Origin of the sequence: Burkholderia dolosa, from assembly GCF_902499135.1 — a bacterium.
Lineage (GTDB): Bacteria > Pseudomonadota > Gammaproteobacteria > Burkholderiales > Burkholderiaceae > Burkholderia > Burkholderia dolosa.
The window spans coordinates 1-23,197 of the sequence record NZ_CABVPR010000042.1; the positions used below are offsets into that span (position 1 = coordinate 1).

The window sequence follows — 23,197 nt, forward strand, 5'->3', positions numbered from 1 at the left end:
GCCGCCCGACGTCCCGCCGGCCGTGCCGCCCGCCGTGCCGCCCGATGTCCCGCCGGACGTCCCGCCCGACATGCCGCCGGTGGCGCCGCTGCCGCCTTGACCGGCGGCGCTCGGGCCGCCGGGCTTCACGCCCGGCTTCGCATGACCGTAGGCGCCGCTGTGCGACGTCGAGCCGCGCTGCCCCTTCCCGTGTTTCTGCATCCCGCTGTCGGCGTCGGTGCCGGTGCCCGTCCCTGCCGCCGGCGGCGGGGCCGACGTATTGCCGTTCGCGCCCTGCGTCGACGTATCGGAAATCGGCGCGCCGGTGCCTTCGCCCGGACGCTGCGAGTTCTGCGCCCACGCGGCCGGTGCGGCTGCGACGAGCGCGACGGCCGCGCACGCGAGCACGTGGCGGGCGACGGACTTCGATTCGAATGCTGGCTTCATGGCGTTTTCCCCCTGAACCAAGGTGGTAGTGGAGTGGAATGTCCTGCCCCGGGTTTTCAGCAAGGCCCATGCCGCCGACCGCGAAAGCGGCTCGCCGCCGGCGCGCGGTCGCGCGGCACGCGGATTGCGCGCGCCGCACTTCCACGACATTCCTGCGGAGCCTTGCAATGCCTACAGCGTCCACTTCATCCGCACGCGGCAAGCGCACGACGCGGCGCGCGGGCCGCGCGCGCAGTGCCGATCCGCGACACCGCAAGCGCTGGTCCGGCGACGTCACGCGCCACAGCGACGCGCTCGACCTCGAACCCGACATCTTCAAATCCGACGATCCCGGCGAGATCGCCGCGTCGCTGAAACGCTCGGCCGAGCACAGCCGCCGCCGCAAGGCGACGCCGTTCCAGTCCGCGATGTCGATGCTGAACTTCTATGTGAACCGCGCAGGCCGCAACCTGCCGAAAACGCGTCGCGCGACGCTCGACCGCGCGAAACGAAAACTGCGCGAGGCATTCGGCCGCAAGCCGTGACGGCGGCCGCCCGCTCCCTTTTCGTCCCGTTTGTCCTGTCTTCCCGCTGTCCGCATGCACGAAACCCTGTGGTATCTCATCATCGGCGCGGTGCTGATGGCGATGGGCGTCGCGACGTCCGCGCTGCGCCATCTGCCGTGCAGCACCGCGATGATCTATCTGGTGCTCGGCATCGCGCTCGGCCCGAGCGGCGCCGGGCTGCTGCGCTTCGACCTCGAACGCGACGCGCCGGCGCTGCGCGTGGTCGTCGAAGTCGCGCTGCTCGTGTCGCTGTTCGCGATCGGGCTGCGGCTGCGCGTGCCGCTGTCCGACCGGCTGTGGCTCGTGCCATGCCGGCTCGGCCTGCTCGCGATGGTCGTCACCGTGCCGCTGCTCGCCGCGTGCGCGGTGCTCGCGCTGCGGATCGACTGGGGCCCGGCGCTGCTGCTCGCGGCGATCCTCGCCCCGACCGATCCGGTGCTCGCGCACGACGTGCAGGTGCACGATCCGGGCGATCGCGACGTGCTGCGCTTCGCGCTGTCCGGCGAAGGCGGCATGAACGACGGAATCGCGCTGCCGTTCGCACTCGCCGGCCTCGCGCTGTGCGGCGCGCCCGACGCGACGCACGGCGTGCCGCCGCTGTCCGCGAAGTTCGCGCTCGTCGTGCTGTGGGGGATCGCCGGCGCGGCCGCGATCGGCGGCGGTCTCGGCTGGATCACGACCAAGTCGATCGGCTGGCTGCGCACGCGCTACGCGCAGGCGCTCGGCTTCGAAGGCTTCTTCGCGCTCGCGCTGATCGTGCTGTCGTTCGGCGCCGCACAGCTCGCGCACACGTTCGGGTTCATCGCGACGTTCGCGGCCGGCGTCGCGATGCGGCGCGTCGAGCATCAGGCGAGCGGCGATCGCCCGCCGCGCGAGGTGATCGGCCAGATCGATCCGGAGGACGTCAGCGCGACCGAGAAGGATCCGGACAAGGCGCACGCGTTCATGGCCGAATCGGTGCTCGGCTTCACGATCGAGCTCGAACGGATCGCGGAGGCGGTCGTGATGACGATGATCGGCAGCATGCTGACGACGCCGCCCGGCCCGCTCTTCACGTGGGGCGCTGCCGCGCTGGCCGTGCTGCTGTTCATCGTCGTGCGGCCGCTCGCGGTGCGCGTCACGCTCGCCGGTTCGCGCGCGACGATTGCGCAGCGGCGGCTGATGGCCTGGTTCGGCATTCGCGGGATCGGCTCGTTCTACTACCTGCTGTTCGCGCTCGAGCACGGGCCGTCAGGCGTCGTGCGTCCGCTCGGCGCGCCGGTGCTGGCGATCGTGTCGGCGTCGGTGATCGCGCACGGGATCTCGGCGACGCCGCTGATGAACTGGTATCACGATCTGCAGCAGCGCCGGCGCTGAGCGCTCACGACATCCCGAGCCGCGCGCGCATCTTCGCGGTCACGCGCTGGCGCGTTTGCGCATACGCTTCCCACGGATCGCGCTCGAGCCGGTCCAGCCGTTCGTGCAGCGTGTCGATCGTCCATTGCGCACCGCCGGTCGTGCCGGGCACCTCGTCCCAGCCGATCGGCACCGACACGCCCATCCCGGGCCGCGCGCGCACCGAATATGCGGCGATCGTGCTCGCGCCGCGTCCGTTGCGCAGATAGTCGATGAAGATCTTGCCGCGCCGGTGGCGCGGCCCCATCGTCGCGGTGAAGCGGTCGGGCAGCGCGCCCGCGACGTGCTGCGCGACCGCGCGCGAGAAATCCTTCATGTCGTCCCAGCCCGCATGCCGCGTGAGCGGCACGACCACGTGCAGCCCCTTGCCGCCGCTCGTCTTGCAGAACGACACGAGGCCGAGCTCGTCGAGCAGCCCGCGCACCAGCTGCGCGGCTTCGATCATCGTCGACCACGGCAGCGCCGGATCGGGATCGAGGTCGAACACGATGCGGTCCGGCCGCTCGATGTTCGATACGTGCGCATTCCACGTATGAAGCTCGATCGTCCCCATCTGCGCGACGCCGAGCAGCGCATCGACGCTGTCGATCGACAGCAGCGCGCCGTGGCCGGGATCGAGGCCTTCGTGCCGCGTGACGAACGGAATCTCGCGACGGTCCGCATGCTTCTGGAAGAACAGCTCGCCTTCGATATTGCCGGGCGCGCGCACGAGCGACACCGGCCGCCCCTTCAGGTCCGGCAGCAGCCACGGCGCGACCCATTGCCAGTAATGCGCGAGATCGATCTTGCGCGTGCCGTGCTGCGGATCGATGACGCGCTCGGGGTGCGTGATGCGCACGCGGCCGACCTGGTCCGGGCCGGAACCGGCCTTCGTGCCGCTCGTGCCGCTGCCGCTCGTGCCGCTCGTACCGCGTGTGCTCGCCGTGCCGCGTGCCGACGCGCGCGAATGCGAGCCGCGCGCGTCGCCGTTCGATGCATGCCCGCGCGGCGCGCTGCGCGCGTGCCGGGCCGGCTTGTCCTGTTCCGTGTGGCGGTCGTCCATCGTCGTCTCCGTTTCGGTGTGGCGCGGCACCTCGCGAACGATCTGCGACGCCGGCTTGTCGTCGCGCAGCGCGATGAACGCCGCCTGCCGCACGATGCCGTCGCCGGTCCATTCCGCGAATTCGCATTCGGCGACGAGCGTCGGCTCGACCCAGTGCACGGGCGTGCGCGACCATTCGTTCGGCGCCGGATCGAACGGCGCGGTGTCGCGCTCGTGCTTGCGCAGGCGCGCCGCGAGCCGGTCGAGCATCCGCGAGTCGAAGCCGGTGCCGACGCGGCCGACGTAGCGCAGCGGGCCGGGCCCGCGCCGCCGCTTGCCGTCCGGCGCCGGCTCGTGCACGCCGAGCAGCAGCGCGCCGAGACCGTGCCGGCTGCCGGAAGGCTCCGTGTAGCCGCCGATCACGAACTCCTGCCGGCGGCGGCATTTCAGCTTGATCCACGCGGGCGAGCGTCCGGCCCGATAGCGCGCATCGGCGCGCTTGCCGATCAGTCCTTCGAGCCCTGTGTCGCATGCGCTCGAGATCAGCGACACGACGTCGTCGCCGAGATCGGGCGAATAGCGCAGCCGCGCCGGGTCGCTGTCGGCCAGCAGCGGTTCGAGCAAAGCGCGGCGCGCGGTCAGCGGCGCGTCGCGCAGGTCATAGCCGTTCAGATAGGGCAGGTCGAACACGAACAGCGTGATCTCGTCCGAGCGGCCCGCGCCGAGCGCGTTCTGCAGCGCCTGGAAATCGGGCAGCCCGTTCTCGCGCAGCACGACCGCCTCGCCGTCGAACCACGCGTCGTCGACGTCGAGCGCCGCGAGCGCGTCGCGCTGCGCGCGCAGCTTGGGCGTCCAGTCGCGGCCTTCGCGCGTCATCAGCGTCACGCGCCGCCGTGCGCCCTTGCCCGACACGCGCGCGAGCATCCGGTAGCCGTCGAACTTGACCTCGTAGCGCCAGTCGCCGTGCGTCGGCGGCGCATCGACGAGCGTCGCGAGCTGCGGCGCGACGCGTTCCGGCAGCGGCGCACGCACCGCGCCTTCGACGTCCTGCGGCGCAAGCGGCGCGTCGGGCGGCCGGCCGTCTCCGGCGTGCACGCTGCCCGGCCGCTCGCCGACCACGTCGAACTCGTCCGCGCTGCGTGCTTCGTCGTCGCGCTCCTTGATCAGCAGCCACTGCTCCTGCCGCCCTTCCTGCCGGCCGCTGCGCACGAGCGCCCAGCCGCCGTGCAGCTTCTCGCCGTCGAGCCGGAACTTCAGCTTGCCCGCGCGGTAGCCTTCGCGCGCTTTCGCGAGTCCGCCCTCGGGCGTCCACGTGCCTTCGTCCCACACGACGACCGAGCCGGCGCCGTAGTGCCCGGCCGGAATCTCGCCTTCGAACGACGCGTATTCGAGCGGATGATCCTCGACGTGCACCGCGAGCCGTTTCACCGACGGATCGAAGCTCGGCCCCTTCGGTATGGCCCACGACTTCAGCGTGCCGTCCAGTTCGAGCCGGAAGTCGTAATGCAGGCGTCGCGCGTGGTGCTCCTGTATGACGAAGCGCAGCGGATGACTGCCGCGGGCGGCCGCGCGGCTGCGGTCCTTCGGCGCGGCATCCGGCTTCGTGCGCCGGCGCCCGCGCGCGCCGGCCGGTTCCGGGGTCGCGTCGAAGTGACGCTTGCGGCGATACAGATCGAGTTTGTCGGCCATCGCATCACCCTGCTTCGCGCGGCGTCACGCCGCATGCTTGCGGCGCGCGGTCGTCTTCTTCGCCGCGTGCGCACTGGAGCCGGACCCGCCGCGCTTCGCGGCCGGTCGCTTCGCGGCGGTCTTCGCCGCGCGCGCGCCGCTCTTCGCAGCCGGCTTGCGCGCGCCGGATCTGGTCTTCTTCGACGTCGAATCGTCGGCGTCTTCGTCCGCGCTGTCGTCGGCATCGGCTTCGTCGCGCGAGCCTGCCGCGCGCGAGCCGCCGCGCAGGCTGCGCTTGAGCAGCTCGGTGAGATCGACGACGTTGCTCGCCGCGCGCCCGGTCTGCGCCGGCCGCTCCTCGATCTCCTCGATCTTGCCCTCGCGCACCTTGCGCTCGACCAGTTCGAGTATGTCGTCGCGGAACGTGTCGTGATATTCGTCCGGCGTCCACTTGCCCGACATGTCGTCGATCAGCTTCTTCGCCATCGCGAACTCGCGCGCGGTCACGCCCGCGCGCTTCGCGTCCTCGGCCGGCACCGTCAGCTCGTCGAGCGGCCGCAGCTCTTCCTGCCAGCGCAGCGTATCGAGCGCGAGCAGCGGGCCGACCGGAATCAGCGCGCCCAGATGCTGGCGATCGCGCATCACGACCAGCGCGATGCCGATCTTGCCGCTGTCCTTCAGCGCGTCGCGCAGCAGCGCGTAGACCTTCTCGCCCTTGCGGTCGGGCACCAGGTAGTACGGCGTATCGAGATACAGGAACGACACGGCGTCCTGCTCGACGAACGTCAGGATGTCGACCGTCTGCGTCGATTCGGGGTTGGCCGCGCGAATCTCGTCGTCGCTGAGCACGACGTAGCGCTCCTTTTCGTATTCGTAGCCGCGCACGATGTCGTCGCGCGACACTTCCTTGCCGGTGCGCTTGTTGATCTGCCGGTAGCCGATCGGATCCATCGAGCGCTTGTCGAGCATCCGGAACGACGGCTTCACCGTGCGCGTCGCCGGAAACAGCTGCACCGGCACGTGCACGAGCCCGAAGCTGATCGCGCCCTTCCATATCATGCGTGCCATGCCTATCCTCCTTGCCGGGTCCGGCGCTACATGATGTCGTCGATCGCGAGCGGCCGCGTGTCGTGCGCTGCACGCGTCGAACGGCGTTGCCGGTCGCGGTCGATGTCGCGCGCAGCGCCGACGCGTTCGCCGCGCCCGGCGCAGCATCGCGTCGCGACCGGCCGGCCGCAACGCGGTTGGCACCCGCCGCGCGACGCTGCTCGCGCCGCACGCGAATGCGGAACGGGCCGGCCGTCGGCACAGCAGCCGATACGGCCGGCCCGCGATGCCGACGGCGTCAGGGCAACCGCAGCGCGGTATCGACCTCGGCCGCCGTCACGTCGAGCGCGACGCTGCAGTCGATCGCGGCGTCCTCCACGCGCGGCTTGCGTTCGTCGATCGCGCGCCGCGCGATGTCGCACAGATGCGTGCGCATCCGCAGCCGGTCGGCGGTGTCGAGCGCGGCATAGCGGTCGATCACGTCCGGCGCGAACCGGAGATCGACCGCGCAACGCCACTCGCGCGCGCTTTCGTCGGTGGGCTCGCGCACCCAGGACACCTGGATCGTGAGCGCTCCGGACGCGTCGTCCGCATGCACGACCACCGTCGACTGCGACGGAAAACCGTTCGCAAGCGCGTGCTCGAGCTCGGCGACGCGCTGCGCACGATCGGGCCCTACCGTCATCGGCGAACGACGCCCAGCAGCAGCGTGACCAGGAAGATCACGACGAAGATGTAGAACAGGATCTTCGCGATCTCGGCCGCGCCGGCAGCGATGCCGCCGAAGCCGAACACGGCTGCAATGATCGCGATGATGAAGAAGATGATTGCGTATCGAAGCATGGATTCCTCCTGGGGAACGGCGATCGTCGACGCCCGTCGTCGTCGATCAAGAATCGTGCTTGTGCATCGGTTTGCCGTGAGTCGGCGTCGATGCCATTTTCTCGAGCTCTTTTTCGCTCATCGATTTGGCCATCGACTTCGACGGCGGCTTCAGGTCCTTCATTTTCGTGCGACCGCGCTTGGCCGACAGGGCGGCCCCCGCGGCGCGCTGCTGCGCTTGGGATTTCGCTGGCATGGCTTCCCTCCTCTCGTTGACGCGCGACGCGATACGCGCCGCGCGCGCGGTTCGGCCGCCGGCACCGTCACGCGGCGTCGCGGCGACGCAGCTCGGCCGGCGGAATCTTCATCGCCTGCCGATACTTGGTGACCGTACGACGCGCAAGAAGGATGCCGCGGCCCGCGAGGTTCTGCGCGAGCGCGACGTCCGACAGCGGATCGTTCGGCCGCTCGGCGGCGATCATGTCGCGGATCAGCACCTTCGCGGCCGATGCCGAGCACACGCCGCGGCCGGCCGCTTCGAGCTTGCGCGGGAAGAAGTGCTTGAACTCGAACGTGCCGTGCGGCGTGGCCATGTACTTGTCGCCCGTCGCGCGCGACACGGTCGATTCGTGCAGGTCGAGCTCTTCGGCGATGTCGCGCAGCACGAGCGGCTTCATCGCGATCTCGCCGTAGCGGAAGAAATCGCGCTGACGCGCGACGATGCATTCGCCGACGCGCTGAATCGTGTCGAAGCGCTTCTGCACGTTGCGGATCAGCCAGCGCGCTTCCTGCAGCTGCTGGCCGAGCGGCGAGTCGCGCTCGCCGCTCGACTGCGCGAACAGCGTCGCGTAGCGTTCGTGCAGACGCGCGCGCGGCAGCACCGCGGGATTGATCGTGACGACCCACTCGTCGCGCACCTGACGCACGATCACGTCGGGCACCACGTAGTCGCCGCGCGTGCTGCCGTAATGATTGCCGGGACGCGGATCGAGCCCGCGCACCAGCGCGCACGCGGCCTGCATCGTCTGCTGGCTGCAGCCGAGGCGGCGCTGGATCTCGGCCGTCTCGCGGCGCGCGAGCCGCTCGAGGTGCTCGCGCGCGATCGCCTTCGCTTCGGGCAGCGCGGGCGTGCCGGCCGGAATCGCGTCGAGCTGCAGCAGCAGGCATTCGGACAGCGAGCGCGCGGCGATGCCGGGACGATCGAGCATCTGCACGAGCCGCAGCGCGACGAGCAGGTCCTGCTCGGACAGCATCAGTGCCGGGTCGGCCGCAACGAGCAGCTCGGACAGCTCCTGACGCAGATAGCCGTCGTCGTCGAGCGCATCGATGACCATGCGCGCGGCTTCGCGGTCGCGCCGGTTCAGTGGATACAGACGCAGCGCATCGTGCAGCTGCTGATGCAGCGACGGCTCGGCCGCCATCCATTCGCCGGGCGACAGGTCGCCGCCGTCCTCGCCCTGACGGCCCGCACCGCGCGGCGCGGGCGCCGCCGTGTACGACACGTCGGCATCGGGCGGGCGGATCTCGTCGCGCTCGGGCAGCGGCTCGGCCGACGCCGCGTCGGCGCTCGGCTCCGGTGCGTCGCCGACGACTTCGTCGTCGCCCTGACCATCTTCGAGAAACGGATTCGTATCGAGCGCCTGTCGCAATTCCTGCTGGAATTCGAGCGAAGACAATTGCAGCAGGCGCAGCGACTGCTGAAGCCTTGGCGTGAGTGCCAGATGCTGACGCATCTGCAACGCAAGCGTGACGGACATCGACGTGCCTCCTGGATGGTTTGCGGTATTCGTACGCAGGATCCATGCAGCTTCCGTGCCAGGCCCGCAGGCGCCCGTCCGGCGCGGCTTTGCGGGGATTTCTTCTCCGTTCCGCGGCGTCCGTAGGCAGCTTTTTTACAAGGCGCCGGCAAGATTGGGCACGCATTTCGCGCGGCCGGAAAACGCCGGCTTCACGCCGCTATCGCACGCGTGGCGGGTCAGCGCTTCGCGTCGGTTCGATCGACGGCGGAGCGGTCGAGAAACGCGGTCGTCAGGTCCGGCAGATGGCGCAGCAGCCACGACGCCATGTCGCGCTCCTGTTGCAGGATCCGTTCGCAGCACGCGCGGATCTCGTCTTCGCCGGCCGCGCGTGCGGCCGCGATCAGCGCGGTGTATGCGGCGATCTCGACCTGCTCGAACGCATAAGCCGCCATCGCGCCTTTCACCGCTTCGTCGCTCGCGAGCATCGCGCTCGCGATCTGCCCGTACGCGGCGACACGCGCGGCCAGATCCTTGATCGCCGACGGCGTCGTGCCGAGCCGCTGCAGACATGCTTCGACGAGCGCCTGCTGGCCGAGCGTGTCGTCCAGATGCAGCCGCAGCCGGTCCTGCAGCAGCGGATAGTTGTCGACGCGTTTCATCTGCGCGTCGAGCAGCGTTTCGGCCTGACGCTCCATCGCATACGCGTCGCGCAGCCAGTCTTCCAGATGTTCGTGCGGGTTCGCCATCGTTCCTCCGGTCAGGGCGGTGCAGGGTCTCGAGCGCGACGTGCGACGCGCAGCGCGCCGGCCGCAGCATGGCGTTCGCGTGCGGCCGGGCCTGTGTCGCGCGCGCGGCGTCACGTCAGTACTGCATCGGCGGCGGCGTGCCGGGCAGCGGCCGATCGTCGCCCTGCACGCCGTTCGGGCCCGGCGGCGGCACGTCGACCGGCTCGCCGGCCGTCGCGCCGGGCGGCATCGTGTTGCCCGGCGACGGACGCGTTTCATAGCGCGTGTTCGCGTCCGGCATCGTCGCGGTCGGCGACGCGCCGCGGCCGTCGGGCGGCGCCGGCGGCGCGCGGTGCGTGCCGTACGGCGTGCCGTACGTATCGGGCTGCGTACACGCGCCGAGCGCGCACGCGGCGACGGCCGCACACGCGGCGGCGCGTATCGTGTCGATCGGTTTCATCGGAATCCTCCCGTGAATGCACGGCTCCGCGCGTGCGCAAACGGCACGCTCAGAGCCGGTTGAAATGGAAATCGCCCGCATACGCGGCGGGCGCGCGGCGCGCCATCATCTGGTCGAACTCGGCCGCGACGCGCGTGAGCGCGCCGCGCTGCCGCGCGACGTCCGCGCGCTCGAGTTCGGCGAACGCGTGCGCATCGAAGGTCACCGTCAGCGACGCCGGATGGCCGTCCACACGAAAGCCGATATGCAGCGCGCCGGCCGGGTTCTCTTCGACATGGAACGGCAGCTCGCGCGCTTCGAAATGACGGCCGAACGTCTCGGCCAGGTCGCGCAGCATGCCGGGCTTCACACGGATGGTCATCGCCGGTCCTCCGGTTGGCGGGGCTGCGCCGCGCGCACGGCGCTCGGCGGCGGAACGTGGGCGGGCGGCTCGGCGGGCGGCTCGCGCTCCGGCGGCCGATGCTCGGGCGGATCGCCCTCGGGGTGACGGTACGGCTCGGGCAGATCGGGCGGCACGTCCGGGGCGGACGGCGCCGGATCCGGATCGATGTCGGGCATCGGCGGATCGGGCCGGTGCAGCGACAACGCAGGGTCGTGTTTCATCGGCATTCCCTCCTCGCAGTTGACGGATGTCGCCGAGCACCGGTCCGCAAGCGCCGTGCCGTCGATGCGCGCCGCGAACGTGCGCATGCGCGCGCGCACCGGCGACACGCCGCGGCGTGCCGTGACTTCGCTACACCGTCCGCTGCAAATCTTGCAAGCACGCCGCTATGTGTCGTACGCGGCCATCACGAGCCACAGCTCGCGGCCGTCGTCGCGCACGCGCGCGGCGAGCGCGTACGGATCGGCCGGCTCGCACGCACGCTGCAGTGCGAAGCGCGCGGGCTCGGTCGCGCCGAACGTCTCGTCGCCGAGCGGCCGTACGTCCGCCTTGCCTTCGAACATCCGGCGCTCGGGCCGGTAGATCAGCGGTTCCTGCTTCCAGGTATTGAAATGGCTCTTCACCGAATCGAATCCGCCGCCGCATACGTTCACTTCGTAGCGGACGCCTTGTCGCCGTTTCGGAATCATCGTCGTGCCTCCCGCTCGATGGGGGCGCGAGCCCGTATCGGATGCGTCGCGCGCCGTTGTCGTCGCACGGAAGGCGGCAAATCGCGTGCCGCCGCATCGCTGCGGGAACGGAGGTTGCGCATCGAATGCGTCATCGTCACGACACGGAGCTTCGCCATGAACGATACGACCCGCGCGGGGCACGACACGCCCACGCGCGACAAGGAAGCCGACCCGACGCCGCCGCTGAAGGACCAGGACAGCGCGCGCACGCGCCGTTCGGAGCGCCACATCGACAAGCAGATCGAGGACACGTTTCCGGCGAGCGACGCGCCGTCCACCGGCGGCGTCACGCGCATCGAACCCGACACGCCGCCCGGCACGCACGACGACGGGCCATGGCAGGACAAGCGCGAACGCCGCGACGAGTGACGGTCGACGGCGACCCACGCAGCGGCCGGACGGCATGCAGCTTGCTGAACGCCGCATTCAACCGCAAGGAGAACCTATGCATCGTGTGAACGAAATCATGTCGCAGGACGTCGTGCGCATCGCGCCGACCGACTCGATCCGGCATGCCGCGCAGCTGATGGAGCGCTACGACGTCGGCGCGCTGCCGGTCTGCGACAACAACCGGCTGGTCGGGATGGTGACCGACCGCGACATCGCGGTGCGCGCGATCTCGGCCGGCAAGCCGCCGGAGACGCGCGTGCACGAAGTCGCGTCGGGCCCGATCGAGTGGTGCTTCGACGACGACTCGCTGGAGGAGATCCAGCACTACATGGCCGATGCGCAGTTACGCCGCCTGCCCGTCGTCGATCACGACAAGCGGCTGGTCGGCATGCTGTCGCTCGCCGATATCGCGACGCGCAGCGCCGGGCCGGTCCGCGACGACGTCGCGAACACGCTCGAACGCGTGTCGCAACCGAAGCAGAGCTGACGGGGCGTTCGTCGCCCCGTTCCGCCAACCCGCGCGACAGGCGGCCCGACCGGGCCCCGTCGCGCCCCACGCAGCCAGGAGGACAACCATGCAGACTTCCGATCAAGGTCAGACCCGTATCGTCGGCAAGGGCGCCGCGACCGCGGCCGGCCCGGGCCCGGACGTGATGGCCGCCAGCACGCTCGACGGCAACAAGGTCTACACGACGGACGGCGACGACGTCGGCAAGATCAAGGAAATCATGCTCGACGTGCGTTCCGGACGCGTCGCCTATGCGGTGCTGTCGAGCGGCGGCCTGCTCGGCATCGGCGACAAGCTGCTCGCGATTCCGTGGAGCGCGCTGACGCTCGATACCGAGCGCAAGTGCTTCCTGCTGTCGGTGTCGTCGGAGCGCATCCGCAACGCGCCCGGCTTCGACAAGGATCACTGGCCGGCAATGGCCGACCCGCAATGGGCCGAGCCGCTGCACGAGTACTACGGCAGCACGCCGTACTGGAGCGCCGGCGACGAGCTCGGATTGACGGACCCCACCGAAGATCTGAACCCGCGCTCGCCGAGCGGCCGGCACTGACGACGATACGGTGCCGGCTTGCCGGCACATGCGGTTCGCTGCGCCCCGCGATGCGGGGCGCTTTTTTTGTGAGCCGGACTGAAAAGGCGCGGCCGAGCGGGACGATGATCGATTTGGAATAGTCGGCACGCGCGGCAACGTACATCGTCGAGAATCGCGATTTATGACGACCAGCAATGAGAATCGATCGACACCGCGTATTCGGCAGCCTTTCCCACCGTGCAGAAGCGTCACGAAAATCGGATTTTTCTCAGCGGATCCGTCGAGCTTGCAATGCCGTCGCGCAGACGTTTTTTCGTAAAAGCGCCCGGCGCCCGTCATCGATTTGCATCCCACGGAGTTTTACAAAGCGACGGGAATCGACTGCATCGTTTCAAAGCGGAACGGAAAAATACTGAGCATGTGTGCGCGAACGGGTTTTGTCAGCAATTTTGCGAGAACCGGCAACCCGGCGCTGATCGTGCATGGCGCGAAAATCGACAACGATCGTTACTTCGCAACAACGCCCGCCCTTTACCGGCAGAACATGAAGCATCATGCGGCAGGACCTGGCGATGAGGCTCCTGCAAAAAAACGCCGAGCAGTATGTTGAATATCTTTTGAGCGCCCGGTCGATCGACCTCAATGCGCTGGTCAGAGATAAACAAGAATTGCATTTGATGTCCTGCTATTCCGGGGGCAGCGACGGACTCGCGCAACGGCTGGCGGACGTGCTGCAAATCCCGGTTATCGGTTATGTCGACGCGGATATCCAGTGCATGCAAGACCCGCTCGACAAAATGCTCGGAAATGCAAAGACCGTGGTTGGCCGGCTGGGAAGCGCGGGCGACAAAGCAGCGGAACCTACCCGGTACGAACCGCGCCCTCACGCGTCCGGAGTCAACGGCTGAGAGCCGTGCACCGTTTGCGGTCCATCGAAAACCGGTCAAGCCCGCTCCGTTCGCTGTCGACGCCTGAGCGACCGGCAACTGGAAAATTCGCCGTATCTGCCGCAGGCCGCACAACAAGCGCGCGATCCGCCGACGTCTCGGTCGGTGCATACAGGGGGCCGCGCGTCGGCAAGACCGGCATCCACCGTCGCGCGTTTTTTGAATGCTCCATTCCGGACGGCGCTATACCTTGGCGGCTTTTGACAGGAGTCTAGATCATGCCGATTGATGGAATTGGAAACGGTTGCAGTTACAGCGGTTACACCACGTCAGGAAGCAACAAGTCGCACAGCGCGTCGTCATCGTTCAGCAAGCACATCGAAGGCGCCAGACAGTCCGAGTATGGGTTTAACCGCGGACATAGGCGAAGCAACGCCGTAGACCTTCGTATCGTCACATCAGTTCAAAGCACGACGAACGGAGCGGCTCCCGTATCGAAGAACTCGACGAGCCTCGTGGACAAGCTCGGGAGCGGCGTCACGATCAAACCTTGAGCGACCGAACAGCGCGGGCCGCCGGAAGCCGGCACGATTCGATGCAGCCACCGGCTCCAGCCGACGCGCCGGACTGCATGCGGCGGCCCACCGACGCGGCCTCGTCCTTCTTGCTGGCGTCGCAACGGACGCGTGTCCGGTTCGTTGCGTCCACGAGATGGTGCGGTTGTCGTGTGGATCGCCGCGGGCAAGGCTTGGGCTTACCACGCCTATCGACGTACCGCGCTCTGCTGAAGCGACGGTCCATGCGGCCGGCAACACGTTCGCCGACGGCATTCGACATACGTTCTAGCGCCGATGCCGACGGCCGACCATGCCACTGATCGGCGTCGTTCCACCGACAACGATGCGTATGACCGAGGCGTCGGAATATGTGCGGCTGTCGCTTCCGCGTCCGGCGCCGCACTCCGTCAGCATTTTGATGAGCCGCGCGCGAGGCTTTTCCAGATCCGCGATCTGCCGCTCGATGGCTTTCAGCCGCTCGCGCTGCACTTCGGTGAGCCGGTCGCACGAGCGCGCGCCTTCGATCAGCGACATGCAATCCGAAAAGCCGCGAATGTCGTCGACCGTCAAGCCGATCGCGATCATGCGCTGGACCTGCGTGACATGCGTGATCGCGTCGTCGGGGAACATGCGATATCCGTTGCTCGCGTACCGACGCGAGCGCACCGTGTTCGTCGTAATGCCGAATCGACCGCACATTTGCGCCCATGCGGCACAACGGCCCCACTTCACATCGCCCGACCGGCAAACCGGTTCACGCCATCGCGAACACCTAGAAGTTCCGGGATACTTCCCCATTCCGTATTTTCATATACCACGAGGGAGCCTTCAGTACGACAGCATTCTCAATGGGTTGCATTGGGTCCATTACCGGAACCGAGAAATGATCGATCGCACTTTGCCTGTCATCAAAATCCCGAAATTTAATCAGCCATGTCCGGCTACCGGAAATATAAATTTCAGCCCAATCCTCTTCCCGCGCAATGATCGGCCCAACCAGCCCTGGCATTCGGTTTTCAAACTGACCCGCAGTCAGATCAAAAACGTAATCCATTCCATTTTTCCGAGCAACAACTGCATAATGATTAACCATTCTCGATGTCATCGTAGCGCCGGACCACATTACGATTGCCCGATAGCGAACATTGGAGAAGCCGTTTTCCAATGCGAATTTGGCAACAGTTGGAATAATTGCGTCACACTTGCCATCCGGACTTCGTATCGCATTACCGATTTCCGGAATATTGTCAAGCCTCGTCAGTAACTCCGGTGCACCAATGTCCTGATCCAAACGAGATGGTTGCCGATCAGTGGTTTGCTCCCTAATTGGCTCATACTCCTCGAGAGGAAATTCTTCGGCAGCTCGCCCTTCCTCGGATCTACGGAGACACGAACTCGCAGCGCCCCGCTTCCGTCTCGTCGGCTGCGCGCAAGGCATCCATTCGTAGGTTCCGTCTTCACGGGCATTCAAATACTTTCCGTCTTCATATTCATCGATGAACTGCTGACTTTCCGCGTCATAACGGGAAACAATTTTCAGCCCACCTTGCCCTTTAATAATATACGCGTTTGCTGCACGCGGAATCGATTCAATCTCTATCAAACCCTCCTGGAATTCCAAATAATCCTTGCCATCGTTCGACGTCACTATTCCGCGACTATCTGGACGAGACATAGAGGACGAATCGATGTCACTCCTCAAAAAATTCTGGGCAAGGGATTGTCGCAGTGAGTTTGACACGATGCCACGTCCGGCATTACTCTCCTCAGACGTAAAATACAGTCTTGGTTTTTTCAACGTTCCGAATTTCCAGATTCGGCCGCTTCGGACTATCGGCCTACCTACGTCGGAAGGCGAATTAGCGTTATAAGCTTCAACTCCAGTGCCGCGTCCGGAATTCCGAACTGGAACCATGTGACCATCAATGTGGACGCACTTCAATTTCATGCCGTCTTTCAATTCGACGTCAAAAATCGCCGCACCCTCATCACGTCGGATTCCCGTAAATCGGCTAGGCACAACGGTTACATCTTTCAAAAATTCCGCTTCAACATCATGCAACATAAATTCGTTCACTGCCTCATCGGCAAACTTCCATCTCCCGCTATGCCCCAACTTCCCTATAATAAATTTCACTTCCAGATCTTCATTCTTGCGAGATGCAAAAATTTTTCCATCCCGAATGGATAATCTCCATACTTCACCGCGAATTACAGCGTATGCCGCGCCTTTATTCTGGTGATATACATCGTGAAACGGCCCCCTGCGCTCCTCATAAGTGGGGTCGATCAGATCCCGGCGCCCAACGCTCACTGCATCAAAGAGGAGCTGCCAGGATTCTCCATATTTCCGGACATCAGCCTGCTTCGAAATTTCGTCCGCCATTCTCTGAAACAATTCAGATCCGATATCCTGGACAACGACCACCCGATTTAATGAAGGCGACATTGACATAATAAATTTAGCAGCAAAATCAATTCTCTCCATAACATACGACAACTTATCAACATCGGCCTTCTCAGGGCATTTTTCATAATTATTGTAATAATATATAACCTGCGATTCTTTCGCCAACTCATTTAACGGATCCTTTAGTGTCTTTCCGATCTGACGAAAAGCGATCTCCCATGTTATGGACGTGCGCTCTTCAATGCACGAAAAATCCATTTTTTCGATCTTTGGCTCATCCAGAGGAGGTGAGGCCGGCACATCCTTCGAGCCTGCTTTCTTATTGGAATTCGGCAGCACGTATGCTTCGGCCTTCGGCGTGGACTGATTGTCAGGTACAACTTCCCAAGATTCGTCACTCTCGAGAGTATTATCGCCACCCCGAAAATCATCGACAGCAAAGTATTCTTCCAGACTGGAAATTACTTTTAACGCAGATCCTTTCTCCTCAAACTGGCCGGCTCCACCCCGATTAAAAAAATATCGAGCCAAAAGACCGCCGGTGGTTAAAAAAAACCCGCACGCCGCTGTCCGAAATATAGTGCTTTTCCATCCTGCCCATGTCGACGGCAGTCCGTCTCCAACTACAGGTGCCACGAGTGGCAACAGAACTGTCGACATTTCAATTGCCGTCGAGTCACCGCCTGCGTGACCGGAATTTCTGGCAGCAACTTCCTCTTCATCGCGCGGATGATTGACAATTGTTCTTTTAGTAGCCAGAGGAGTCACCGGAAAATCAATGCGATACGCAGCCTCCTTCTGGCAAATTGGCTTCGACAGATCTTCCGCAAAAAACTGTTCTCTCAATTCCGAGCGACATGACATTTCACCCTGCGAGGGACACGACAGCGTATCCCTTGGAATAATCGCACGCGACACCCGATGAACATTTTCCGTCACGACGCGCAATGAATTGGCACCCATCAATATCGCGATAATAGACAATTTCTTCGAATTCCCTTTTAGAAGGACCTGCTTATCGTCGAAACGGTTACTTGATGAGTCGATTCTGTCAAGCTCTAGAAATAGTTGCCTCGTTTCCCGAGCCCGTTTGGATGAAGGGTCGTCATTTGAAGAAAGCATTTCGCGAATGCTTTCATTCGAATAAAAAATCCGCAATTTTCCCTCTGACTGTCTTTTAGATTTCGTCCAGCAATCTATTCGCCCGGACGCCATACGTATATCAGGCTTTCCGTTAGGTTCTACAAGAAATCGCTACAACGGATACGTCGGCGGTAGCGTAACCATCCTGAACTGCCGAGCGGCCGGGGCAGGCAGCTTGTCTGCAGCCGACTCATCATCGACAGCCGTTCGATGAAAGACACATCGTTCATGGTCCCGGGGCATTCGCCGCCGTAGTCGACCGCTTCGCCGCCACGGCCGCCAAATCCGCGCACGGCTAACCACCGCATCGCCTTCCCGGCACCGTTTTACAACCGCCGTGTAACGCCCCCGTCCGGCGGCGCCGCGCCCGTACACGCGGCCTCCAGATAGCGCAGCAGCCGATACGGCGTCAGCGGCTTCGCGCAATGCGCGTCGAATCCGGCTTCCCTCGCGCGCTCGCAGTCGCGCGGCGACGCCAACGTGCTGCACGCGACCAGAGTATCGGTTCGTAAATTTGATTCTCGTGAGGACGTGGCGGGCGCCGCAGAGCGCTCCGAAGACGATGAGCGGGCCGGCGGTCAGTCTGCCGGCACACGTCGAACGCGACTTCGTCGTCCGGCGCCGAGTTCGATTCAATGGCGCGTTCTCGCGCACCCGGCAGTTCGCCGCGCGGATAGCGATTCCCGCTGGAACATCTGTAACGACGGCAACCGGTCGCTCGGAAGCGACAGGCATTTCCGGCTGACGCACGAACTGACGTAACGATCGGACGCCGACACTGGCGAACGCGATACAGCCATCAAATCGACCGCACGAACGCCGCCGACACGCCGAGCCGAAGGTGCGACGCCAGATTGCGCGACTGCGCAATCTCCTTCGTGAGCTGCATCACCGTGCGGCACGCGAGCGTCAGTTCGCCGTGGGGCGACATCGCAAGCGCGATGAAGCGCGGCACGGACGGCTCGACGACCCTCGACGCCTGCAGCCGACATTCCTTTTCGAGGTGGGCGATCGCGTAAGGCCCGAGCAACGCGTAGATTCCGCCGTCGGCGACCATATGCGCCTGCAACGTCAGCGAGTCCGCTTCCGCGGCGAAATTCAGCGACACGTGGTGTTCGCCCGCAATCTGCTCGAGCCGGTCGCGCCAGCTGTTCGGCCGGCAGAAGAACACCAGCGGAATGCCGTCGAGCTTCGAAAAGGCCACCGTCGGGCGTTTGGTCAAAGGATCGCCTTCCGCACCGACCAGGTAAGTCGCCGCTTCGACCAGATACACGTCGCCGTTTTTCGGCGTCGGGCTGTTCCGAAACAGGATCGCGAGATCGACGCTGCCGTTTTCCAGCCACGTGTCGAGCAGCGCGCCCTGACCTTCGCGCACCTGCAGCTGCACCAGTGGATAGCGCTCCCGAAGACGATGGTAGAGCGCGCTGACGAGCGGATGAGCGGTCGACGGCAGGATACCGAGCCGCACCACGCCGATCGGTTCCCCGGCCGCGCTGCGGATGTCGTTGGACAACTGTTCGGTGCTGGCAAGCCACGCGCGCACGCGCGGCGCGATCCGCGCGCCCAGATCGGTCAATACGACGCCGCGTCCCGTTCGCTGAAACAGGCGGCCGCCGCAGTACTGCTCGAGTTCGGCGATCTGCCGGCTGATATGCGGCTGACTCGTTCCATAAGCCACGGCCGCCTTGCTCAGGCTCCCGAGTTCTGCCGCGTCGATGAACAGCTTCCAGGCCGCGTAGTCCACCGATTCGCCTCCGATCAAGATATGCCGATCGAGTATAGCTGAAATGCCCCGTCAAGCAGTTCCCGCATAGGCGCTGCATCCCTACACTGCAATGCATGCACCGTTGTTCGAGCTCGATGCGAAACGAGCAGCGGGCTCTCCTCCGCGGAAAGAGGAGCCGTAAGCTCAATTCTGGAGACGTGATGAAAGCGATCGATCTGCGCGGGCTGGTCCCGGCACCCGTTACCCCGTTCACGCGCGACGGCGCGGTGGACCACGCGGCAATTCAGCGGCTGGGCTCGTGGCTCGGCGGCATCGACGGCGTCAAAGGTCTGACGGTTCTCGGCCACGCCGGCGAAGGCACGTTCCTGTCGCAAAAGGAACAGGCCGAAGTCATCGAAAGTTTCGTGAAGTCCGTCGACGGCAAGATCCCGGTCATCGCCGGCATCACGCTCGAAGGCACGCAAGTCGCCGTCGACGAAGCGAAGCGCGCCGTGCAGGCCGGTGCGTCGGCCGGCCTCGTGTATCCGTCGCACGGCTGGCTGCGCTTCGGCTATCAGAAGGGCGCGCCGCAAGACCGCTACCGCGCGATCTACGAAGGCAGCGGGCTGCCGCTGATCCTGTTCCAGTATCCGGACGCGACCAAGGCAACCTACAACCTCGACACGCAGCTGGAAATCGCCGCGCAACCCGGTGTATTCGCGATGAAGAACGGCGTGCGCAACATGCGGCGCTGGGACGTCGAGATTCCGATCATCCGCCGCGAGCGGCCCGAGCTGCAAATCCTCACGTGCCACGACGAGTATCTGCTGCATACGATGTTCGACGTCGACGGTGCGCTGGTCGGCTACGGCGGCCTGGCGCCCGAGCCGCTCATCGAGCTGATCAAGGCCGGCAAGGCGAAAGACTATCCGGCTGCGCGCGCGATCCACGATCGGCTGCTGCCCGTCACGCGCAACGTGTACCACCGCGGCTCGCACATGGAAGGCACCGTCGCGCTCAAGCACGGTCTGGTCGCGCGCGGCATTCTCGAGCATGCGACCGTCCGTTCGCCGTTGCTGCCGCTCGCGGAAGGCGCGGACGTCGAAATCGCCGATGCACTGCGTTCGGCGGGCCTCGTCGACTGACGCGGCAGCAGCACGTTCGTCACCGCTTCGACGATCGCGAAGCGAAGCGCTGCCCCGCTTCGCTGTCCGCGTCGAGCGGCAACGGCGACGCATGGGCCCTCGCTCCACGCGTCGCCCACAACAGGATCGGGAAACGACCGAACGAGCACCGGTATCGCGGCACAACAACGGATAAACGCGATCGGTGCGTGAGAACAAGAAGCCGTCCGAGGGTCCATACAATGCAGCTTTTCAGGAGACAGCATGAACACCCCTTTGACCGCCTATAGCGTCGACGTCGGCCGGTCCGACGGCGCAACGCGCACGGCGAGCGAGCAACTGCGTGCGGCCAACCTGCTGTTCCGCGTCGAGAACGTGCCGTTCTGCCGCTGGCACACGAAGGCCCGTATCGTCATGGGCAGCGCGACGCTGTTCGACGCATTCGACGCGCTGTCGCTCGCGTTCGTGCTGCCGGTATTGGTCGGCCTCTGGCATCTTTCTCCCGGCCAGATCGGCGTGCTGATCGCCGCCGGGTATCTCGGCCAGGTCGTCGGCGCGCTGGCGTTCGGCTGGCTTGCCGAGCGCTTCGGCCGCGTGCCGAGCGCGACGGTCACGGTCGGCGTGATGTCGGTGATGAGCATCGTCTGCGCGTTCACCGGCAGCTTCCATATGCTGTTCCTGATGCGCTTTCTGCAAGGCATCGGCGTCGGCGGAGAAGTGCCTGTGGCGGCCACGTACATCAACGAGCTGTCGCAGGCGCATGGCAGAGGACGTTTCTTCATTCTGTACGAGCTGATCTTTCCGCTGGGGCTGCTCGCCGCCGCGCAGCTCGGTGCGTTCATCGTCCCGCGCTTCGGGTGGGAATACATGTTCCTCGTGGGCGGAATCCCGGGCATCGTCGTCGCGTTCCTGATCGCGCGGCTGCCCGAATCGCCGCGCTGGCTCATCTCGACGGGACGCTTCGACAAAGCGGAGCGCGTCATCGAGCGTCTCGAGGCGAGCACGCCGAAGCGCAACCTCGACAGTCGCACGCAGAAGGCCGAAATCGACGAGCGCGTCGCGAGCCTTCTGAACGGTCTCCAGTCGAAGCAGAAGGGATCGTGGAAGGAACTGTTCTCGCCGTTCTACCGCGGGCGCACGATCGCGGTGTGGCTGCTCTGGGCGACGTCCTACTTCGTCGCGAACGGCATCAACAACTGGCTGCCGAGCCTGTACAAGACGGTCTACCATCTGCCGCTGCAGGAGTCGCTTCGCATGGCGTCGATCTCGAACGTCTTGAGCACATGCGGCGTGCTCGCGTGCGCGTTGCTGATCGATCGTGTCGGGCGCCGCCGCTGGGCAATGGGCTGCTTCGTCGTCAGCGCAACGCTGCTCGCCGCGTTGGGCATCCATGGCGCCGGCAGCGCGTCGTCGGTCATGTTCCTGGGTTCGTCGGCCTACGCGGTGATGGCAACCACGACCGTCCTGCTGTATCTGTACACGCCCGAAATCTACCCGACCCGGATGCGCGCGATCGGTACCGGTCTCGCGACGTCCTGGCTGCGCGCCGCTTCCGCTGCCGCCCCCGCCATTGTCGGCGTCGTGTTGACGGACAAAGGCATCGCCGCGGTATTCATCCTGTTTGCCGTGGTCAGTGCAGTCGGCTTCATCGTCGCGACACGAATGGTCGAGACGACCAATCGTTCGCTCGAAGAAATCTCTCCATAGCCGCTCGGCTTTCGTTGCGCTCCTTCTGTCGATGTGGCTCGAGAGAAGGAGCGCCCCGCCTCGCAGCACCTTCAATTCCCGCGCGCCAGGTTCGCGGACCAGCGACAACGCTGCAACGCCGTTCGTTCGTATCCGGACCGGATGCGGCGCGGCAGCGCTCGCCCATAACAACATGAACGGAGACAACGGAAATGAAACAGACACAACCGATCGCGGCCCGCGCTCGCATGCGCAACGTCGTGCGCACACTCGGCGTCACGGCGACGCTCGGCGCGGGCCTCGCGTCAACCTTCGTCGACGCGCGCGCAGCGGGCGGCGCCGAAGTCCAGCTGTACGGGATCGTCGGCACCTATGTCGGCAGCGTCAAACGCAGCGACACGCCGCAAGCCGCCGCACTGATGGGCAGCGGCGGATTGACGACGTCGTTCTGGGGCATCCGCGGCAAGGAAGATCTCGGCGGCGGCGTCAGCGCGATCTTCGCGCTCGAAAGCTTCTTCCAGCCGCAGAACGGCGCGCTGGGCCGCAATGCGACCGATCCGTTCTGGTCGCGCAATGCGTACCTGGGCTTTCAGGGCGACTTCGGCCGGTTGACGTTCGGGCGGCACAGGAATCCGACTTATACGGCGGAATCGCTCGTCAATCCGTTCGGGTCGTCGACGGTCTTTTCTCCGCTCGTTCTGCAGACGTTCGTGACCAACTACGGCGGCACGATGATCGGCGACACGGTGTGGAACAACACCGCGCAATACACGACGCCGAACGTCCGCGGCTTCGGCGCAACGGTCATCTACGGACTGGGCGGCGTCGCCGGCTCGCCGGGCATCGGCAATCTCGGCGTTCATTTCAGTTATCAGGGCCACGGGCTGACCGCCGTGCTGTCCGGTCAGCGCGTGCGGTATACCGCGGCGGGGCCGGTCGGCGCGCAGTACGCGTATCTCGCGGGTGCGGCCTACGACTTCAAGGTCGCGACGCTGTATGCGGCATGGGCGATGACGAGCGACGTCAGCACGCCGACGGGCAGCCACACGTACGAGGCCGGTCTGTCGATCCCGTTCTCGCCGGCCGACTTCCTGCTTGCAGAATGGGCGCGCACGAAGCGATCGGGGCCGCGGCCCGCGAACAACAGCCTGCGCAACACGGTGTCGTTCGGTTACGACCATTTTCTGTCGAAGCGGACGGACATCTACGCGATTTATTCGTACGACAAGCTGACGGCCCGCGCGACCGGCAACACGTTCGCCGTCGGCGTTCGGCATACGTTCTAGTGCCGACA

General features: G+C 65.4%; 23 protein-coding genes and 2 pseudogenes. 9 read left to right on the forward strand and 16 right to left on the reverse strand.

All coding sequences use genetic code 11. The features are described from left to right. Positions 1 to 426, reverse strand: a 426-nt coding sequence (locus BUB20358_RS18645; protein WP_174905097.1) for a hypothetical protein, incomplete at its 3' end; no start/stop codon positions are given. A 167-nt stretch (positions 427 to 593) separates the two neighbouring features. On the opposite strand from BUB20358_RS18645, the gene BUB20358_RS18650 reads away from it, so the two are divergent. Together BUB20358_RS18650 and BUB20358_RS18655 are read left to right on the forward strand one after the other, a co-directional pair. After that, positions 594 to 950: a DUF3175 domain-containing protein gene (locus tag BUB20358_RS18650; protein ID WP_006767417.1), complete on the forward strand. Its 357-nt coding sequence runs from the start codon at positions 594 to 596 to the stop codon at positions 948 to 950. A 54-nt stretch (positions 951 to 1,004) separates the two neighbouring features. Next, on the forward strand, positions 1,005 to 2,327 hold the full coding sequence (locus BUB20358_RS18655; RefSeq protein WP_006767418.1) for a cation:proton antiporter: 1,323 nt from the start codon (positions 1,005 to 1,007) through the stop codon (positions 2,325 to 2,327). Between the two features lie 4 nt (positions 2,328 to 2,331). Here the strand turns inward: BUB20358_RS18655 and ligD are convergent, their stop codons facing one another. The 11 genes from ligD to BUB20358_RS18710 all read right to left on the reverse strand — a co-directional run bounded on the left by ligD (position 2,332) and on the right by BUB20358_RS18710 (position 10,919). Continuing rightward, complete coding sequence (ligD, locus tag BUB20358_RS18660; RefSeq protein WP_035975904.1) at positions 2,332 to 5,076, reverse strand: DNA ligase D; 2,745 nt, start codon at positions 5,074 to 5,076, stop codon at positions 2,332 to 2,334. 24 nt (positions 5,077 to 5,100) lie between these two features. Next, a complete protein-coding gene (ku, locus tag BUB20358_RS18665) occupies positions 5,101 to 6,123 on the reverse strand; it encodes a non-homologous end joining protein Ku (RefSeq protein WP_035975907.1) in 1,023 nt (340 codons plus the stop codon). A gap of 277 nt (positions 6,124 to 6,400) precedes the next feature. Beyond that, positions 6,401 to 6,787: a DUF3022 domain-containing protein gene (locus BUB20358_RS18670; protein WP_006767421.1), complete on the reverse strand. Its 387-nt coding sequence runs from the start codon at positions 6,785 to 6,787 to the stop codon at positions 6,401 to 6,403. After that, the gene (locus BUB20358_RS18675) at positions 6,784 to 6,945 is read right to left on the reverse strand and encodes a DUF1328 family protein (RefSeq protein WP_006767422.1); all 162 of its coding nucleotides are present in this window, start codon (positions 6,943 to 6,945) and stop codon (positions 6,784 to 6,786) included. The genes BUB20358_RS18670 and BUB20358_RS18675 overlap by 4 nt, the downstream gene beginning before the upstream one ends. 46 nt (positions 6,946 to 6,991) lie before the next feature. Beyond that, positions 6,992 to 7,180: a DUF3008 family protein gene (locus BUB20358_RS18680; RefSeq protein ID WP_035975910.1), complete on the reverse strand. Its 189-nt coding sequence runs from the start codon at positions 7,178 to 7,180 to the stop codon at positions 6,992 to 6,994. A 67-nt stretch (positions 7,181 to 7,247) separates the two neighbouring features. Next, positions 7,248 to 8,681, reverse strand: coding sequence for an RNA polymerase factor sigma-54 (locus BUB20358_RS18685; RefSeq protein ID WP_006767423.1), 1,434 nt, complete (start codon positions 8,679 to 8,681; stop codon positions 7,248 to 7,250). 218 nt (positions 8,682 to 8,899) lie between these two features. Then, complete coding sequence (locus BUB20358_RS18690; RefSeq protein ID WP_035975925.1) at positions 8,900 to 9,409, reverse strand: ferritin-like domain-containing protein; 510 nt, start codon at positions 9,407 to 9,409, stop codon at positions 8,900 to 8,902. A 115-nt stretch (positions 9,410 to 9,524) separates the two neighbouring features. Then, on the reverse strand, positions 9,525 to 9,848 hold the full coding sequence (locus tag BUB20358_RS18695; protein WP_035975927.1) for a hypothetical protein: 324 nt from the start codon (positions 9,846 to 9,848) through the stop codon (positions 9,525 to 9,527). 49 nt (positions 9,849 to 9,897) lie between these two features. Continuing rightward, positions 9,898 to 10,209, reverse strand: a complete 312-nt coding sequence (locus tag BUB20358_RS18700) for a hypothetical protein (RefSeq protein ID WP_035975928.1) — start codon at positions 10,207 to 10,209, stop codon at positions 9,898 to 9,900. Next, entirely contained in the window at positions 10,206 to 10,451 is a 246-nt protein-coding gene (locus tag BUB20358_RS18705) for a hypothetical protein (protein ID WP_035976236.1), read from the reverse strand. The genes BUB20358_RS18700 and BUB20358_RS18705 overlap by 4 nt, the downstream gene beginning before the upstream one ends. Positions 10,452 to 10,616: 165 nt before the next feature. After that, a complete protein-coding gene (locus BUB20358_RS18710; protein WP_006767426.1) occupies positions 10,617 to 10,919 on the reverse strand; it encodes a hypothetical protein in 303 nt (100 codons plus the stop codon). A 156-nt stretch (positions 10,920 to 11,075) separates the two neighbouring features. Between BUB20358_RS18710 and BUB20358_RS18715 the strand changes: the two genes are divergently transcribed. The 4 genes from BUB20358_RS18715 to BUB20358_RS18730 all read left to right on the forward strand — a co-directional run bounded on the left by BUB20358_RS18715 (position 11,076) and on the right by BUB20358_RS18730 (position 13,299). Then, the gene (locus BUB20358_RS18715; RefSeq protein WP_035976237.1) at positions 11,076 to 11,330 is read left to right on the forward strand and encodes a hypothetical protein; all 255 of its coding nucleotides are present in this window, start codon (positions 11,076 to 11,078) and stop codon (positions 11,328 to 11,330) included. Between the two features lie 76 nt (positions 11,331 to 11,406). Continuing rightward, on the forward strand, positions 11,407 to 11,838 hold the full coding sequence (locus BUB20358_RS18720) for a CBS domain-containing protein (RefSeq protein WP_035975929.1): 432 nt from the start codon (positions 11,407 to 11,409) through the stop codon (positions 11,836 to 11,838). Positions 11,839 to 11,926: 88 nt separating this feature from the next. Beyond that, the gene (locus tag BUB20358_RS18725) at positions 11,927 to 12,409 is read left to right on the forward strand and encodes a PRC-barrel domain-containing protein (RefSeq protein ID WP_035975931.1); all 483 of its coding nucleotides are present in this window, start codon (positions 11,927 to 11,929) and stop codon (positions 12,407 to 12,409) included. 536 nt (positions 12,410 to 12,945) lie between these two features. Continuing rightward, a complete protein-coding gene (locus BUB20358_RS18730) occupies positions 12,946 to 13,299 on the forward strand; it encodes a hypothetical protein (RefSeq protein ID WP_035975932.1) in 354 nt (117 codons plus the stop codon). An 821-nt stretch (positions 13,300 to 14,120) separates the two neighbouring features. Here BUB20358_RS18730 and BUB20358_RS18735 read toward each other — a convergent pair. The 4 genes and pseudogenes from BUB20358_RS18735 to BUB20358_RS18745 all read right to left on the reverse strand — a co-directional run bounded on the left by BUB20358_RS18735 (position 14,121) and on the right by BUB20358_RS18745 (position 19,132). Further along, a pseudogene (locus tag BUB20358_RS18735) lies at positions 14,121 to 14,544 on the reverse strand (MerR family transcriptional regulator). A 63-nt stretch (positions 14,545 to 14,607) separates the two neighbouring features. Further along, the gene (locus tag BUB20358_RS18740; RefSeq protein ID WP_158380459.1) at positions 14,608 to 17,208 is read right to left on the reverse strand and encodes a hypothetical protein; all 2,601 of its coding nucleotides are present in this window, start codon (positions 17,206 to 17,208) and stop codon (positions 14,608 to 14,610) included. A 506-nt stretch (positions 17,209 to 17,714) separates the two neighbouring features. After that, positions 17,715 to 17,885 (reverse strand): annotated as a pseudogene (locus BUB20358_RS28445) (response regulator); the annotation flags it as partial. A gap of 302 nt (positions 17,886 to 18,187) precedes the next feature. Then, entirely contained in the window at positions 18,188 to 19,132 is a 945-nt protein-coding gene (locus BUB20358_RS18745) for a LysR family transcriptional regulator (RefSeq protein WP_006767430.1), read from the reverse strand. Positions 19,133 to 19,314: 182 nt separating this feature from the next. Here BUB20358_RS18745 and BUB20358_RS18750 point away from each other — a divergent pair, with 182 nt between their 5' ends. The 3 genes from BUB20358_RS18750 to BUB20358_RS18760 all read left to right on the forward strand — a co-directional run bounded on the left by BUB20358_RS18750 (position 19,315) and on the right by BUB20358_RS18760 (position 23,189). Beyond that, entirely contained in the window at positions 19,315 to 20,238 is a 924-nt protein-coding gene (locus BUB20358_RS18750; RefSeq protein ID WP_035975933.1) for a dihydrodipicolinate synthase family protein, read from the forward strand. A gap of 243 nt (positions 20,239 to 20,481) precedes the next feature. Further along, positions 20,482 to 21,924, forward strand: coding sequence for an MFS transporter (locus tag BUB20358_RS18755; protein ID WP_006767432.1), 1,443 nt, complete (start codon positions 20,482 to 20,484; stop codon positions 21,922 to 21,924). Positions 21,925 to 22,115: 191 nt separating this feature from the next. Beyond that, positions 22,116 to 23,189, forward strand: a complete 1,074-nt coding sequence (locus tag BUB20358_RS18760; protein WP_006767433.1) for a porin — start codon at positions 22,116 to 22,118, stop codon at positions 23,187 to 23,189. Positions 23,190 to 23,197: the final 8 nt, after the last annotated feature.